12 protein-coding genes and 4 pseudogenes are annotated in these 17538 nt (G+C 43.2%); 14 read left to right on the forward strand and 2 right to left on the reverse strand.

Features of this window, described 5'->3' with window-relative positions; all coding sequences use genetic code 11:
* Positions 1-231, reverse strand: a pseudogene (locus G5T77_RS11800) (IS5/IS1182 family transposase); the annotation flags it as partial.
* A 44-nt stretch (positions 232-275) separates the two neighbouring features.
* Between G5T77_RS11800 and G5T77_RS11805 the strand changes: the two are divergent.
* From G5T77_RS11805 to G5T77_RS17215, 14 genes and pseudogenes are all read left to right on the forward strand, one after another.
* Positions 276-1333 (forward strand): annotated as a pseudogene (locus tag G5T77_RS11805) (pilus assembly protein PilM).
* Positions 1333-1971: a PilN domain-containing protein gene (locus G5T77_RS11810; RefSeq protein WP_005233586.1), complete on the forward strand. Its 639-nt coding sequence runs from the start codon at positions 1333-1335 to the stop codon at positions 1969-1971. The pseudogene G5T77_RS11805 and the gene G5T77_RS11810 overlap by 1 nt, the downstream one beginning before the upstream one ends.
* A complete protein-coding gene (locus G5T77_RS11815; RefSeq protein WP_034702183.1) occupies positions 1968-2684 on the forward strand; it encodes a type 4a pilus biogenesis protein PilO in 717 nt (238 codons plus the stop codon). Before G5T77_RS11810 ends, G5T77_RS11815 begins: the two co-directional genes overlap by 4 nt.
* A complete protein-coding gene (locus tag G5T77_RS11820; protein ID WP_034169727.1) occupies positions 2684-3211 on the forward strand; it encodes a pilus assembly protein PilP in 528 nt (175 codons plus the stop codon). Before G5T77_RS11815 ends, G5T77_RS11820 begins: the two co-directional genes overlap by 1 nt.
* A gap of 61 nt (positions 3212-3272) precedes the next feature.
* Positions 3273-5392, forward strand: a pseudogene (locus tag G5T77_RS11825) (type IV pilus secretin PilQ family protein).
* A 36-nt stretch (positions 5393-5428) separates the two neighbouring features.
* Positions 5429-5965: a shikimate kinase AroK gene (gene aroK, locus G5T77_RS11830; protein ID WP_005233593.1), complete on the forward strand. Its 537-nt coding sequence runs from the start codon at positions 5429-5431 to the stop codon at positions 5963-5965.
* A gap of 28 nt (positions 5966-5993) precedes the next feature.
* The gene (gene aroB, locus G5T77_RS11835) at positions 5994-7073 is read left to right on the forward strand and encodes a 3-dehydroquinate synthase (protein ID WP_166138593.1); all 1080 of its coding nucleotides are present in this window, start codon (positions 5994-5996) and stop codon (positions 7071-7073) included.
* An 11-nt stretch (positions 7074-7084) separates the two neighbouring features.
* Positions 7085-7936 (forward strand): hypothetical protein, encoded by an 852-nt coding sequence (locus tag G5T77_RS11840; protein ID WP_166138590.1) that lies wholly within the window; start codon positions 7085-7087, stop codon positions 7934-7936.
* A 450-nt stretch (positions 7937-8386) separates the two neighbouring features.
* Positions 8387-12862, forward strand: coding sequence for a glutamate synthase large subunit (gltB, locus tag G5T77_RS11845; protein WP_166138601.1), 4476 nt, complete (start codon positions 8387-8389; stop codon positions 12860-12862).
* 72 nt (positions 12863-12934) lie between these two features.
* The gene (locus G5T77_RS11850) at positions 12935-14356 is read left to right on the forward strand and encodes an FAD-dependent oxidoreductase (RefSeq protein WP_034702172.1); all 1422 of its coding nucleotides are present in this window, start codon (positions 12935-12937) and stop codon (positions 14354-14356) included.
* 306 nt (positions 14357-14662) lie between these two features.
* Positions 14663-15220, forward strand: a complete 558-nt coding sequence (locus G5T77_RS11855) for a LemA family protein (RefSeq protein WP_171521898.1) — start codon at positions 14663-14665, stop codon at positions 15218-15220.
* 91 nt (positions 15221-15311) lie between these two features.
* A complete protein-coding gene (locus G5T77_RS11860) occupies positions 15312-16301 on the forward strand; it encodes a TPM domain-containing protein (RefSeq protein ID WP_240904257.1) in 990 nt (329 codons plus the stop codon).
* Positions 16295-16855, forward strand: a complete 561-nt coding sequence (locus G5T77_RS11865) for a TPM domain-containing protein (RefSeq protein ID WP_034702169.1) — start codon at positions 16295-16297, stop codon at positions 16853-16855. Before G5T77_RS11860 ends, G5T77_RS11865 begins: the two co-directional genes overlap by 7 nt.
* 16 nt (positions 16856-16871) lie before the next feature.
* Positions 16872-17225 (forward strand): annotated as a pseudogene (locus G5T77_RS17215) (hypothetical protein).
* Between the two features lie 21 nt (positions 17226-17246).
* Here the strand turns inward: G5T77_RS17215 and G5T77_RS11875 are convergent.
* A partial coding sequence (locus G5T77_RS11875; protein WP_138743094.1) for an IS30 family transposase occupies positions 17247-17538 on the reverse strand: 292 nt, incomplete at its 5' end.

Below are 17538 nucleotides of genomic sequence, written 5' to 3' on the forward strand. Positions count from 1 at the left end.
AGCGATATGGTAATTTGCCGCTAATTTCAGTTGAGTGCTGTAGTTCCGTAAGTAATTGAGAGTTAATAACAACTGATCCTCTATATCTAAAGTATGAGGACGACCTGATTTCTTTTTGAGTGATTCTGCTTTTTCTAAAACCTCTACCATTTCAGTAAAAACTTGTCGAGGTACGCCAACCAAGCGTTTGAATTCAGAATCTGAAAAACGATTTAATTTCTGATATCTCATGAAATTTATATTGAGGTGGTTTTTACTTTCGCAAGAGGTCTATTGTGCGCAGGTTATATCGTAAGCCAAATAAGGGTTAATAGGAATCGATATTAGTTCGACTTCTGTTAAAGTTTTAGAGCTCTCTGTAAAGAACGGTCGGTACTGGGTAGAAAGTTATGCTTTAGTCCCATTACCAGAAAGTAGTGTCGTTGAAAAAAATATTTTAAATCCAGAAGCGGTGGGTGATGCGTTGGGGCGTGCGATTAATTTGGCCAATACCCAGTCCAGTCAGTCAGCCTTTGCGATTCCAACTTCTATGGTCATCACCAAGATCATCGAAATGGATGCCGATATGTCGGATGATGAACGTGAAATTCAGATTCGTGAAGATGCCGAACAATATATTCCTTTCCCACTTGATGAAGCCAGTCTGGACTTTGAAGTTCTGCCAGACCGTTTAACCAATCCGAACCGGGTCAATGTCCTGTTAGTAGCGACCCGAATCGAAAATGTTGAAGCGCGTTCTGAAGTACTGCAAATTGCCAACCTCAATCCAAAAATTGCAGATGTCGAAAGTTTTGCACTAGAAAATGCATTCAAGGTGTTTTCGGATACCTTGCCGATGGGGGTAAATACTGTCGGAATCTTGGATATTGGTCATAGTATGACGACCTTATCCGTAATGCAGAATAACAAGATCATTTATACTCGTGAGCAGGTTTTTGGTGGCAAACAGCTGACTCAGGAAATCCAGAACCGTTATGGATTGTCTTTTGAGGAAGCAGGGCGTGCTAAAAAAACCCGTGCCTTACCGGATGATTATGACATCGAAGTGCTGGAGCCTTTCCTAGATGCTGTAGTGCAACAGGCAGCGCGTTCATTACAGTTCTTCTTCTCTTCATCTCAGTTTAACGAGATTGACCATATTTTATTGGCAGGGGGGAATGCCAATATTCCAGGTCTGGCAAAACTATTACAGCAAAAACTCGGCTACCGGGTCACGATTGCCAATCCATTCCTGCAAATGGGCTTTTCTCCTCAAATTGATATTAAAAAAATTGAAAATGACGCGTCCTCACTCATGGTTGCATGTGGTTTGGCATTGAGGAGTTTTGATTAATGGCAAAGATTAACTTACTCCCTTGGCGCGATGAGCTAAGAATTAAAAGAAATAATGAATTTGTAGCGATTTGCGCAGGGGCACTTTTTCTAGGATTGGCAGCAGCAGGTTCAACCTGGTTCTACTATGATCAAAAACTTCAGGATCAGGAACAGGCCAACCAGCTGGTGGTCAGTACTAACCAGAATCTGGATGTACAGCTAAAAGCATTAGATGGTTTACAAGATCAGCGTAATGCAATTGTTGAACGTATGAAGCTGATTCAGGGTCTACAGACTCAACGGCCGATTGCAGTTCACCTGATTGATGAAATTGTACGGGTCACACCAAGCAATATGTACATTACAAAATTTCAGCGTACTGGTGATAAATTCACTATTGAAGGTAAGGCGGAAAGTCCGAATACAGTAGCTGAATTGCTACGTAATCTGGAAGCTTCTACCTGGTATCGTAATGCATTTATGAATGCTTTCTTAGTCGCTGAAGAACCAAAAGATAAAGCGCCATCCTCGGTGATCCCACGAGTGGAAGAATCTTATGGCAGCTTTACGGTCACGGTTGATCTGGATCAAATCGCTGAGCCAACACTTAAAGAAGGACAAACACCAGCCACAACTACAGCGGAGGCATCATCATGAGTAATGACGGATTCGATGAATTAAGCCAAGACGTAGTGGCTGTTCCTAGAAAAAAAATGACAGTTGAGAAATTCTTTCAACAATTCAATACACTAGATCCAAATAATTATGGTAGCTGGCCATTATCAGTCAAAATTACCTGCTGGATCTTTATTGTTATTCTGGTTTTTATGCTGGGGTATTTCGGGTTTATTCGCGGCAAGATAGAAGCAATTTCACAAGCCAGTGCTCAAGAACAAAACCTGTTAAATGAATTCCGGGAAAAGGAATCCAAGCTGCGTAATTTACAGCAGTATCAGATTCAGTTACAGGAGATGGAAGCACGTTTTAATCAGCAATTGGAACAATTGCCGAAAGAAACTGAAATTCCAGGTCTGGTGGAAGATATTAACCTGAGTGGAGTGAACTCTGGACTGAAATTTAAGAATATTCGTCTTGAACCTGAAATCAAGCAGGAATTCTTTATTGAACAGCCAATCGCGATTGAAGCCACTGGGGATTATCATGCCTTTGGTTCTTTTGTGAGCAGTATTGCAGGGCTTTCGCGCATCGTTACACTGCATGATTTCACCATTACAGGAACTGAAAATAAAGAAAAGAAATCTGAAATTCCTGTTATTGATTATGTAGTGAAAGCGAAAACCTACCGTTATGTAGGCAATGCAGATGCTTCATCTACTTCAGCTACAACTGATACGCAGGGAGCTCAGTAATGAATATCATTAAAATTACTTCAGCTTTAACGCTCGGATTTTTATTGGTGGGCTGCGAATCAAGAATTGATGCAGTCAATCAGGAAATGGCCAATATTCGCAATCAACCGCCATTACCGATTGAGCCGGCACCAGATTTTATTCCGACAGAAATGTTTAATTATGCAGCTCATCAGCTGAAAAGTCCTTTTCTGCCGAGTTCTTTAGCGGCTGAATTGAAAATTATGGCAGGTAAGCGAGTTTATCCGAACTTGTCACGCCAATTACAGCCTTTAGAGAGTTATCCACTAGAGACCTTAAGCATGAAAGGCAGTATGCGGAATCAGGCGGGGCAGATTCTGGCTCTAATTCAAACGCCTGATGGGGAAATTGAACGGATACAACGTGGCAGCTATATGGGACTTAATCATGGTCGTGTAACGAGAATTACGCCGACACAGATTGACTTGATTGAGATTATTCCAGATGGCCGTGAGGGATATGTGGAACGACCACGAAGTCTGGTTTTGATTGGGCCAGCGCCATAAGTTTTAAGGAATAAAAATGAATAAGAGTATTAAAGAATTTATTTTTGGGGATGCTAATACAATGAATCATGTGTTTCGTCAGTTTTCTATGGGGGCTGTCGCGATTGCTGTGATGCAAGCAGCGAGTGCGCAAGTTTCAATGACCAATGTAGTGCCAATGCAAATTCCTGGACAGGGAACTGAAATCCGGGTGATGTTTAATGGCTTGCCACCTCAGCCTCAAGCTTATCAGCTTGAATCTCCATCACGCCTGATTCTGGATTTTAATGAGGCCCAACAAAATCTAAAACAGTCTAGTATTCCAGTCGCAACTGCTGAAGCCAGTTCAGTGGATGTTAGCTCAGATGCACAGCGTTCTCGACTGACGGTGAATCTCGCTAATGCAGGTGCATTTACGACGCGTGTGGAAGGCAATACCTTTATTTTAAAAATTAATTCTGCTACTCCAGTCGCTATTGCTCAGCCTGTACAACAACAGGTCGCTCAGGAGATTACTAATATTGGTTTCCAGCGGGGTGCGCAAGGTGAAGGACTGGTGGTAATTGATCTGGCAGGTCAGAACACACCAGTCGATGTACAGCAGCAGGGAACCAAAGTGATTGTGCGGACTCTGGGCTCCAAGATTCCGGCACATTTGACCCGTCGCTTAAATGTGAATGATTTTGCTACACCAGTTTCGAGTGTAGACGCAGTCAATCAGAATGGCTCAGGTGTAATTACTATTCAATCTGCGGAAAGCTATGAATATATGGCTTTTCAAACTGATAATAAGCTGACGATTAGTTTGAAGCGTCCAGAAGTTAAAGGGCCTTTACGTCCTAAATCAGTCGCTTATACAGGCAAGAAAATTTCCCTCGATTTCCAAGATATTGAAGTCCGTCGAGTTCTACAGTTATTAGCCGATTTTACCGATATCAATATGGTTGCTGCAGATAGCGTACAAGGTAATATTACCTTACGCCTCAAAGAAGTGCCTTGGGATCAGGCTTTAGATATTGTGTTAAAAACTAAAAATCTGGATAAACGCCGTAATGGTAATGTGATCTGGATTGCACCGGTGGCAGAACTAATTAAGGCCGAAGAAGAAGAAGCGAAAGCACTAGCACAGAGTGTTAAGCTTGCACCAATTCAAACTGAATATATGCAGCTCAGTTATGCAAAAGCAGCAGATATTGAAAAACTGATTACTCAAAATAAGAGTGCATCAGGATCAGGGAGCTCGAATAGCACAAGTAACGGTGATGATAGAGAAAGTTTACTAAGTTCACGTGGTTCTATCTCTATTGATGCTCGTACCAATACCATTATTGTGAATGATACCCAGCCTTTTATCGATAAAATCCGGAATATGGTGGATCTACTTGATGTACAAGTGAAACAGGTAATGGTTGAGGCACGTATCGTTCGTGCAACCACTGACTTTACTAAAGAAATGGGTGTGAAATGGGGAATCCTGTCTCAAGGGATTACCAATAATAATCACCTTCTTGTGGGGGGAGTGATACTACCCTATGGGATTTGAGAGATCCTCAAGAAAGTGATTTAGGCGGATTTACCTATGATATTCAACGCCCAGATAACCTAAATGTGGATTTAGGTGTCACTAGTCAAGGTGCAAGCCGTATTGCTTTTGGCTTAATTAGCCTTTCTGATTTTATGCTGGATCTTGAACTTTCTGCGCTACAGGCAGATGGTTATGGTGAAGTGATTTCTACGCCAAAAGTGCTCACTGCTGACAAACAAAAAGCAACCGTTGCCTCCGGTTCGCAAATTCCATATCAGTCTGCAGAAGGTGGTGGTGCTAATGCAGTGTCGACTACATCATTTATTGATGCAACTTTAAGTTTAGATGTAACACCAAGTATTACTCCAGATGGTAAGGTGCAGATGGAATTGAATATTACCAGTGACTCACCAGGAAACCCGACCCCAACTGGACAGTTAACTATTAATAAAAATCAGATCAATACTAATGTACTGGTTGATAATGGTGAAACAGTGGTATTGGGTGGTATTTTTGAGCAAGAAACTCGAAATGCGCAAACTAAAGTTCCGTTCTTGGGAGATCTGCCATATTTAGGTCGTTTATTTCGTAAAGATGTAAAATCAGATAACAAGCGTGAATTGCTGATTTTTGTTACACCTCGAATTGTTAATGACAGTGTTTCAAGAAATCATTAATATATTTTGAATTTAACAAAATGAATAGGTGACTCCTTGCCAAGCAAAGAGTTTGAAACCCTGCCAAATATCTATTTGGTAGGGCCGATGGGGGCCGGTAAAACAACAGTAGGACGACATTTAGCAGAACTGTTAGGACGAGAATTTCTGGACAGCGATCATGAAATTGAGCGGAAAACAGGGGCTACGATTCCCTGGATCTTCGAAAAAGAGGGTGAAAAGGGTTTTCGTCATCGTGAAACTGTTGTCATTGATGAGTTAACCTCACGTCCACAGCTGGTACTTGCGACTGGTGGTGGCGCAATTACTCAGGCTCCTAATCGGGATTATTTAAAGCAGCGAGGCATCGTTGTTTATCTTTATACTCCAGTTGAAATTCAGCTTCAGCGAACCTATCGCGACAAAAACCGCCCCTTGTTACAAGTCGAAAATCCTGAACAGAAACTCAGAGATCTGCTTGCAGTGCGGGATCCGTTATACCGGGAAGTCGCACATTACATTATTGAGACCAATCAGGGAGCTGCACGAGATTTGGCGCAGCGTATTCTGAATCTCATCCTTCCAAAAAAATAAGTTCAGTTGAAAAAGTGGTTATCCCCTCATGAAAACCTTATATGTCGAACTCGGTGAACGTCGTTACCCCATTTTTATTGGCAGTAACTTGAATCCTCAGGAATTGCTTGAGCCGTATATTCATGGCAAGCAGGTGATGATTGTCAGTAATGATACGGTGGCACCACTCTATCTGGATCGCTATAAGGCTGCATTAGAAAATTTGGGTAAAACTGTGGCGACCTGTATTCTGCCGGATGGTGAGAAATACAAAAATATTGAACATCTAAACCTAATTTTTGATGCATTGCTTGAGGCAGGCTTTAACCGCGACTGTACGGTTCTGGCACTCGGTGGTGGTGTTATTGGAGATATGGCCGGCTTTGCCTCTGCCTGTTTCCAGCGTGGTATCTATTTTATTCAGGTGCCAACAACGTTACTTTCTCAAGTGGATTCTAGTGTAGGAGGTAAAACCGGCATTAATCATCCACTGGGTAAAAACATGATTGGTGCTTTCCAGCAGCCACAAGTGGTGTTGGCAGATATGTCACAGCTGTCAACTTTACCAGATCGTGAGCTATCTGCCGGTTTGGCTGAAGTGATCAAATATGCCTTGCTCGGTGATGAAGAGTTTCTAGTCTGGCTAGAAGCCAATATGGAAGGTCTTATTGCCCGTGATGAGCAATTGCTGGCCGAAGCGGTTTATCGTTCATGTGCGCATAAAGCACGTATTGTAGCGAATGATGAAAAAGAGCAGGGTGAGCGTGCTTTACTTAATCTCGGTCATACATTTGGTCATGCGATTGAGTCTTATCTGGGCTACGGTGAATGGCTGCACGGAGAAGCGGTAGCAACCGGTATGGTGATGGCAGCAGATTTATCCCATCGCATGGGTTGGATTTCATTAGAAGACCTTGAGCGTACAAAAAAAATCATTTCTCGTGCGCAATTACCTATTGTTTGTCCTAAAATCCCACTTGACGATTTCCTGGCTTATATGGCTCACGACAAGAAAGTTTTAAATGGGCAGCTTCGTCTTGTATTATTGCAGCAACTTGGAAAAGCGGTCATTACTCGAGGCTTTGATGTCGAGTTGATGCAACAGGCGATTTTAGCTCATCAGGCATAGGTTTAATTTTTATGACAGCATTACGTACCCCTTGGCAAAAGATTCAGCATTATTTCTGGCTGGTCTGTGGCGTATGCTGTCTATTTGCTGCCTTGGTTTTTTGGGCTATCACTGATACAGATGAAGTTATAGAAGTCGAGAAGAAGCCGGAAACCGAAGTTGAATTACAGATTCAACCAGAAAAAGTGGCCTCGATGACCCATCTTGGTGCACTTTCTGATGAAGTTAAGCCTCTTGATCTCAGTACTCGAATTGTTGTCAATGTTAGTCATGAGCCTGAATTCCGTGGAACCAAATATATTGGTGAAGTAAAAAAACAGCATGCGATTGAGCTATTTCGTGTAGGTAATGAATCCATTCTAAAAACCTTCCTGAAAAAGCAGCAGGATCGTAAACCTTTTGTTTATTTAAGGCTTTCGGGTGAGAACCAGCCTGAACAATATGTATTGTTATATGGGCTGTATAAAACCGCAGCAGAAGCTCAACAGGCTTTATCAGCGCTCAATCTGAATCTGCCTAAATCCGTCCAGCCTAAAGTTGTGGCCATGCAACAATATGCCAGTCTGGTCAACAGTATGGGTTCGGAAGAACTGGCAAGTAACCAAAAACTTTATGAAATTCAGTTGAAAAATGTACCTTTACCGAAAGTCGATGAATCTGTACAGATCAGACCGAAAGTCCAACCTTCAGCACCTGTGGTCACCCCTAAAGAAAGTACCACGAGTACGACGATTGTTCGACGTGATCAGGAAGGTAATGTAGTGGATGTACAGAAATCTCAAAGTCATATCGAAGGAAGTCCACGCTCATCAAATGGCAATTCTCGACCTCAAGAAAACGAGATTAGTGATCCATTTAACTAGGCCGGTCTAAAATAGCGCACAGACACTTTATCTTTATTATAAATGTACGCTTTTGGTGCAAAAAATACGTACCATAAATAATCATAATTTTCCTTCTGTTTACTAAATCTTTGTCATTTGTGTTGTTTTGATTTTTGCTCCTTAAGTTGGCATGAAATTTGCTTTATTGGTGCATGAATTGAATTAATCTCCCTGTTTTGGCGCGAAAATGATTCGATGAATAGGCGTAATTGTCATCTTTGTTGCTTATTTTTATCTTATCCGTCAGCAAAATGAATGTTATTTTTCATGCATTCCGTCTGAAAAAGGATTATGTTGAAAAGATACTCAATGATATTTTGCTCTATAAAGCTGCTTAGCTTGTGGAGTAAATCAGACAGTCACGCACAGCAGAATTTAGATTGTTTAATAGCCTATCGGGCTTAGTGAAAAGAAGGGTACGCTATGCACATGCCATCGCCTAATAATGTAGCTCCCGCTCAAGGTTTATACCAACCGGATGAGTTTAAAGATAACTGTGGTTTCGGTTTGATCGCCCATATGCAGGGTGATGCCAGTCATGATCTGGTCAAGACTGCAATTCATAGTCTAAGTTGTATGACCCACCGTGGTGGTATTGCTGCTGATGGCAAGACCGGTGATGGTTGTGGTCTATTGCTGGCAATGCCTAAAGAATTCTTCCGTGAAGAGGCCAAACGCTTAAGCGACATTACCTTAAGTGAGATTTTTGCTGTGGGTACAGTATTCCTGAATCTGGATCCAGCATTAGCCGCACATGCAAAACAAGTTCTGACGAAAGAAATTGAAGAAGAAGGCTGTCGCGTTATCGCATGGCGTGTTGTACCGACGAATAATGATGCGCTCGGTGAGATTGCAATGCAGTCTCTGCCAGCTTTTGAGCAGATCATCGTAAACTGCCCAATCGGTGTAACTGAAGTTGAATTCAACCGTAAATTGTTCCTTGCACGTCGTCGTGCTGAACAGCAGTTAACTAGTGATCCATACTTCTATGTGACGACCTTATGCTCAACTGTAATCAGCTATAAAGGTCTAATGATGCCGGCAGCTATTGCTGACTTCTATACTGACCTGGCTGATGAGCGTCTGGCATCACATATCGTGGTTTTCCATCAACGTTTCTCTACCAATACGTTGCCACGCTGGCCACTGGCTCAGCCATTCCGTTACCTGGCGCACAATGGTGAAATTAACACTATTACTGCAAACCGTAACTGGGCAATGGCGCGTACGCCTAAATTTGAAAACCCGTTACTGCCAGGTCTGACTGAGCTGAATCCAATCGTAAACCGTACTGGTTCAGATTCATCTAGTTTGGATAACATGCTGGAAATTCTAGTGGGTGGTGGTATGGATCTGTTCCGTGCGCTACGTATGCTGGTTCCACCTGCTTGGCAGAACGTTGAAACTCTGGATGCTGATTTACGTGCATTCTATGAGTTCAACTCTAAACATATGGAAGCATGGGATGGCCCTGCTGGTTTAGTTATCCAAGACGGTCGTCATGCAATCTGTATGCTAGATCGTAACGGCTTGCGTCCGGCACGTTGGGTCATCACTAAAAATGGCTACATTACACTGGCTTCAGAAATCGGTGTATGGGGCTATGAACCTGAAGATGTCATTTCTAAAGGTCGTGTGGGTCCTGGCCAAATGCTGGTGATCGATACTTATACCGGTAAAGTATTAGATACTCAGGATGTGAATAATCACCTGAAACGTATGCGTCCGTACCGTGAATGGTTACGTGAAAATGCTGTACGTCTACAAGGTAGCCCTGAGCTGGAAGAATATCTATGTGAGCGTGGCTTGAAAGGTGACAACCTGAAAGCGGCACAGAAAATGTTCATGGTAACCTTCGAAGAACGTGACCAGTTGCTGCGTCCAATCGCTGAAAGCGGTCAGGAAGCTGTGGGTTCTATGGGTGATGATACCCCGATGGCGGTTCTGTCACGTCAGGTACGTCATGTATCAGACTATTTCCGTCAGCAGTTCGCACAGGTAACGAATCCGCCAATCGATCCATTACGTGAATCGATCGTGATGTCGCTGGAAACCTGTTTAGGTCGTGAACAAAACGTTTTCGAACAGGGTCCAGAACATGCAGACCGTCTGATTATTTCAAGTCCGGTCTTGTCTAATTCAAAAATGCATCAGATCCGTACGCTAGGTCGTACAGGTTATGAGATTGCGGATATTGATCTGAACTATGCTGAAACTGAAGGCTTAGAAGCTGCAATTGCTCGTATTTGCGAAGAATCAGCGCAAGCGATTCGTGACGGCAAAACTTTATTGGTACTTTCAGACAAGAAAATCCGTGAAGGTTTCTTGCCAGCCAATGCTGTGATGGTCACTGGTGCAGTACACCATCATCTAATCAATACTGGTCTGCGTACTGATGCGAATTTGATTGTTGAAACCGGTTTCGCCCGTGATCCACATCAATTTGCCGTTCTGCTTGGCTTTGGCGCGACAGCAATTTATCCATACCTAGCATATGACGTGATCAATGATCTGGTGGCTAAAGGTGAATTGCTAGGTGATCCGGTCTATGCGCAAAACAATTTCCGTAAGGGGATTGAAAAAGGCCTGCTGAAAGTCCTGTCTAAGATGGGTATTTCAACTGTGGCTTCTTACCGTGGCGGTCAGCTGTTTGAAGCAGTCGGTTTATCCAATGAAGTTGTGAATAAATGCTTCGTAGGTGTTCCGAGCCGTATTCAGGGTGCAACTTTTGCTGATCTTGAAAATGACCAGAAACAACTGGCAGATTTGGCATGGAAAAACCGTAAGCCAATCGATCAGGGCGGTATGCTGAAATTCGTCTTCGGCAAGGAATACCATGCGTTTAACCCGGACGTGATTAACTCACTGCATAAAGCAGTACGTTCTGGTAATTATGCTGACTTTAAAGAATATGCAGAACTGGTAAATAACCGTCCGATTGCAACCATCCGTGATTTATTCAAGCTGAAAACTGACAACTCAATTCCAGTGGATCAGGTTGAGTCTGTAGAAGATATCTTGCCTCGCTTTGACTCTGCGGGTATGTCTTTGGGTGCATTGTCTCCTGAAGCACACGAAGCCATTGCGATTGCCATGAACACCATCGGTGGTCGTTCAAACTCGGGTGAGGGCGGTGAAGATCCAGCGCGTTATGGCACGATTCGTAACTCAAAAATCAAACAGATTGCATCTGGTCGTTTTGGTGTAACCCCAGCGTACTTAACTTCAGCAGAAGTGTTGCAGATTAAAGTGGCTCAAGGCGCGAAACCGGGTGAAGGTGGCCAGTTGCCAGGTGGTAAAGTGAATGGCTTGATTGCCCGTTTACGTTATTCAGTTCCAGGTGTGACTCTGATTTCACCACCACCACACCATGATATCTATTCGATCGAAGATTTATCACAGTTGATCTTTGACTTGAAACAGGTCAATCCGCAAGCGATGGTATCGGTGAAACTGGTATCTGAACCGGGTGTAGGTACGATTGCAGCAGGTGTGGCAAAAGCTTATGCCGATTTTATTACCATTTCTGGTTATGACGGTGGTACAGCAGCATCTCCATTATCCTCGATTCACCATGCGGGTTCTCCATGGGAATTAGGTTTAAGTGAAGCGCATCAAGCACTTCGTGTAAACGACTTACGTGGCAAAGTACGCGTTCAAACTGATGGTGGTTTAAAAACTGGTCTTGACGTGGTAAAAGCAGCGATCTTGGGTGCAGAGAGCTTTGGCTTCGGTTCGACTCCAATGATTGCCTTAGGTTGTAAATACCTGCGTATCTGTCACTTGAATAACTGTGCGACCGGTGTTGCGACTCAGCAGGATCATCTGCGTCAAGAGCACTACATCGGCGAACCACAAATGCTGATCAACTTCTTCACTTTCATTGCTGAAGAAACACGTGAATGGTTGGCGGCACTTGGCGTATCTAGCCTGAAAGACCTGATTGGTCGTACCGACTTGCTGGAAATCCTGCCAGGTGAAACTGACAAACATGCTCACCTCGACCTGAGCAAACTGTTAGAGTCACATCCAGCAGCAGAAGGCAAAGCACAGTACTGTGAAGTACAGGGTAATGAACCATTCGATAAAGGTATTTTGGCTGAGAAAATGGTAGAGGAAATTCTGCCAGCAATCGAAGCAGGTACAGGCGGTGAATACAGCTTTACCGTAGGTAACTGTGACCGTTCGATTGGTGCACGTCTGTCAGGTGAAATTGCCAAACGTTATGGCAACCTGAGTATGGAAGCGCATCCGGTTAAAGTAAATCTGACTGGTACAGCGGGTCAGTCACTCGGTGTCTGGAATGCCGGTGGTCTGCATCTGAAACTGGAAGGTGATGCGAACGACTACGTGGGTAAAGGTATGGCAGGTGGCCGTATCTCGATTTTCCCGCCAAAAGGTTCTCCGTTCCAGACTCAAAATACTGCAATCATTGGTAATACCTGTCTGTATGGTGCGACTGGTGGTAAATTGTTTGCTGCAGGTACTGCAGGTGAGCGTTTTGCAGTTCGTAACTCTGGTGCCTTCGCCGTGATTGAGGGTGCAGGCGATCACTGCTGTGAATATATGACTGGCGGTATTGTGACTGTCCTAGGTAAAGTAGGTCATAACTTCGGTGCAGGTATGACCGGTGGTTTTGCTTATGTATTGGACCTGGACAATGATTTTGTAGATCATTACAACCATGAGTTGATTGAACTGAACCGTATCTCAACTGAAGCGATGGAAGAACATCAGACCTTTTTGCTTCGCATTTTAGATGAACATATTGCAGAAACAGGTAGTGCTTGGGCGTACAAGATCCGCCATGAGTTTGATTTCTATAGTCGTAAGTTCTGGCTGGTAAAACCAAAAGCAGCTAACTTGTTGACCTTGTTGAAAACAACTCAAGCTGATCCACAATAATTCCACTACTGCAGATATAGGCAGACCTAAGGTAATGCGAATAAAGCCTTGGGTCTACCCACGGAGAGAGAGATGGCAGAGCGCCTAAATAATGACTTTCAATTCCTGGATGTCGCACGCCAAGATCCAGAGAAAAAAGAGATTGACGTCCGCAAAGCAGAATTTGTGGAAATTTATAAACCTTTCACAACAGAAGTGGCTGCAAATCAGTCACATCGTTGTCTAGGTTGTGGTAACCCGTACTGTGAATGGAAATGTCCGGTTCATAACTACATCCCAAACTGGTTGAAGTTACTGGCAGAAGGCCGTATTTTCCAGGCAGCAGAATTGTGTCACCAGACCAATACTTTGCCAGAAGTCTGTGGTCGTGTTTGTCCTCAAGACCGTCTGTGTGAAGGTGCTTGTACCTTAAATGATGGTTTTGGTGCAGTCACCATTGGTAATGCTGAAAAATATATCAATGACACCGCTTTCGCTTTAGGCTGGCGTCCAGACATGTCTCATGTGAAATGGACTGACAAGAAAGTTGCTATCATTGGGGCAGGTCCTGCCGGTCTAGGCTGTGCTGATATTCTGGTACGTAATGGTGTGAAGCCAGTTGTATTTGATAAACGTCCTGAAATTGGTGGTCTGCTGACTTTCGGTATTCCAGAATTCAAGATGGAAAAAGACGTGATGAAACGCCGCCGTGAAATTTTCACGGGTATGGGTGTTGAATTCCGTCTGAATACTGAAATTGGTACCGATGTTACTATCGACCAGTTACTTGCTGACTATGACGCTGTCTTTATGGGTATGGGAACATACACTTATATGAAAGGTGGCTTTGCTGGTGAAGATCTGGATGGAGTGTATGATGCACTGGATTTCCTGATTGCTAACGTGAACCGTTGCCAGGGGTGGGAAAAAGATCCATCCGAATACATCAGCGTTGAAGGCAAAAAAGTGATTGTCTTGGGTGGTGGTGATACCGCGATGGACTGTAACCGTACTTCAATCCGTCAAGGTGCTGAGTCAGTAGTTTGTGCTTATCGTCGTGATGAAGCGAACATGCCGGGTTCACGTCGTGAAGTAAAAAATGCGCGTGAAGAAGGTGTGGAATTCCAGTTCAACCGTCAGCCTATCGAAATCGTGGGTGAAAATGGCAAAGTGACTGGCGTAAAAGTGGTAACGACTCAACTGGGCGAACCAGACAGCCGTGGCCGCCGTAGTCCGGAACCAATTCCAGGTTCAGAAGAAATTCTGTCTGCAGATGCAGTATTGCTGGCATTTGGTTTCCGTACCAGCCCAGCAGACTGGTTCACTGATGTAGAAATCAATCTGGATGGTTCGGGTCGCGTACTTGCAGCCGAGCAACAGCAATACAAATTCCAGACTTCGAATCCAAAAATCTTTGCTGGTGGCGACATGGTTCGTGGTTCTGATCTGGTTGTGACAGCGATCTGGGAAGGTCGTCAGGCTGCAGAAGGTATTCTGGATTATCTTGATATTTAATCTAATTTAATCCTCTATTTAAAAAACCCGCTACGGCGGGTTTTTTATTTTTTTTCATTTTACTAATTTATTCAGCTTAGTTCTAAGTAGTTATAATAAATATGGATTTAAACTTATCAATATATCCAATATTAATTCGTAGTTCTGAAGCAGAACAGAAGGAATAAAAACGATAAAAGTAAAAAATTATAAAAATTAACAAAAACTAGGAAAAATATGTTTAAAATCAAATTAATTAAATAAATATCAATAAAGAATTGAGGATAAAAGATGATCCCTGTATTAAAAAAATCTTTCATTGCTCTGATGTTAGTCAGTACCCTGACGCTTACTGGTTGTGGCTATAACACCTTACAAGTTAAGGATGAGGCGGTGACTGCGGCATGGTCTGAAGTACAAAACCAGTATCAGCGTCGTGCTGACTTGGTGCCAAATTTAGTGAATGTTGTCAAAGGCTATGCCGCACATGAAGAGCAGGTGTTAACTGAAGTGACTCAGGCACGTGCCAATGTGGCAGGCCTAAAAGTCGACCGTGAAGTGCTGGAAGACCCTGAACTGTTCCAGCGCTATCAGGAAGCTCAGGCACAAATGACCAGTGCCTTGTCACGTCTACTGGCAGTAACTGAAAATTATCCGGATTTAAAAGCCAATGAGCAGTTCCGCGATTTACAGGTACAACTTGAGGGTACTGAAAACCGTATTGCGGTAGCGCGTAACCGTTATATTACGACTGTACAAGATTTTAACTCTTATGCACGTCAGTTCCCGCAGGTGATGACGGCCAAAGTTATTGGGATGGATACCAAACCAAACTTTAGTGCAGAGCAGAGTGCGCAACAGGCACCTAAGGTTTCATTTGAATAAGCCTGATCTTGGGTAATCTGCTAATAAGGTGGCTGCAATGATGCATATAAGCGCTGTAAAACTTTGTACAGGTATATTTCTCAGCCTCATTATGAGCCTGATGAATCCTGCCTGGAGTGAAACAGCAACAGCAACTGATACAGAAGAAGTGATTGTTGCACGTGAAATTTTGCAGCCTAAAACGAATACTACGGATCAAAATGTAGAATCTGCAGATACAGCACCGCAGCGCCAAATTGCCAATGATATGGCAGAAGGTCAGGTTCAGCGCGACTTGCCCAGCATGAATGAGCCGGTGATTGATCAGGCAAATTTATTAACGGCAGCAGAAAAACAACAACTTAGTCAACGAATCATCAATCTTTATCAGGCAGGTAAGGCTCAGATCGGCGTAGTGATTGTCCCTACTACTGGACAGGAAGATATTTTTGACTATTCCATGCGTGTGGCAGATCGTTGGCAACTGGGATCAAAAGAACATGATAATGGTCTGTTAATGACCATTGCAGTAAATGATCATCGTATCCAGATTTTAACTGGATATGGGTTAGAAGGTGTTCTGCCAGATATTGTGGCTGGACGAATTATTAATAACGAAATTACGCCTTTGTTTAAGCAGGGTCAGTATGCGCAAGGGATAGATGCCGGTCTGGCAGAAATCGAGCGTATTCTAAATCTAGATCCTGAGATTGCAGCTCAAGCAGCGGCTGAGCTTAAAGAACGTCAGGAACAGGCTTATAAAGCACAGCAAGCATCTCAAGCGACTTTTGGTTCGGTTATTTTTATTATCGTCGCTGGTGTTATTGGTTCCATGATCTTTGGCAGAAAGCTGAGTGCAGCCACTGCTGCAGTGGCTGGAACTGCAGCCGGGTTAGTCAATGGCATGGGATTGGTCGCTAGCCTATTAATTGGTGCTGGAGTTTTCTTTTTACTCGTGACCTCACTTGCTCAGTTGATCCTGCATGCCTTTATGGCAGGTGGAGGTCGTGGCGGTGGTAGTGGACGTGGTGGTTTTGGAGGCGGCGGCTTCGGTGGAGGCGGCGGTGGTTTTGGTGGGGGAGGAGCATCAGGCTCATGGTAACAACGACAGATACGACAGAAATTGTCACGCGGCCGAAGCTGGAAGAACATGCACAGCCGAGCTTTAAGCGCTGGCTCAAGCATTTCTTCTATATGCCGGCAACCAAGCGTTTTTTTTCCAAGCAGGATCAACATGCGATTGCACTAGCTGTTGAAGAAGCAGAGCATGGTCATGTCGGAGAAATTCAGGTCGTAATCGAGGGATGCTTATCTGCACGATCAGCCTATTATCAGGATACTTTGTGTAGAGCTCGACAACTCTTTGCCGAGCTCGGTGTCTGGGATACCGAATATAATAGTGGGGTATTGCTATATTTAAACTTGTGTGAGCATAAGGTTGAAATTGTGATTGATCGGGGAATTAAAAATACAACGATCCAGCAAGTTTGGGATGAAATTTGTCAAAATATTATTCAGCATTTAGTCCAGCAAAAATTTAAAGAAGGTGTAATTGAAGGAGTAAAGCAGATTGGACAGGTTCTAGATCAGTACTATGATCGTAAAATAGATGATTTAGAAAATGAATTAGGCAATAAACCGATTATTTTGGGGTGATTTTTTAACTAATTGAGTGTATTTTATTGAATATCATGCTGTCTTAGAGCGTTTAAAAGCCAACAAGTCCACTATCCTATCAAAAGGCTCTGACAATTAATAATGATACGTTTGCAATAGAAGCAGAACGTAAACGGGGTTCGATTAAAAAGAGCCGTCATGCTGCATTAATTGAGGCAATTGAGTAAGCTGCGAAGGAAGTAGGGCAAAACGCACTTTCGCCTGCGCAACAGATTGAACAAGCTAAAATTAAGGCTAAAGTGGTGAAAAGAAATTATGAGCAGCTTAAGGAAGATTATGAAAAAATACTTAAAAGTGTACTTTGTTATTATTGGAAAATTTTGAATTAAAACAAAAAACGCATCTCTAGAGATGCGTTTTAATGGCGAATTCAAACATGAGGTGCGACAGTTTCAAAAGCCTTATGATAATCAACAAGCTGAGCAAATTTCTCTAATGGTGTAAGCCAATCTAACGCTTTTCTAGGACGAGTATTCAGTGACATGGCGACTTGATTTAAATAATGCTGATCTGCCTGATTTAAATCAATCCCTTTAGGTAAATATTGCCTAATTAAACCATTCATATTTTCGCATGTACCTTTCTGCCATGGCGAATGTGGGTCACAGAAATATACATCTATGCCTAAATCTTCTTCGAGGATTTTATGTTCTGACATCTCA

Origin of the sequence: Acinetobacter sp. GFQ9D191M (assembly GCF_011174875.1) — a bacterium.
In the GTDB taxonomy this organism is placed as follows: Bacteria; Pseudomonadota; Gammaproteobacteria; order Pseudomonadales; family Moraxellaceae; genus Acinetobacter.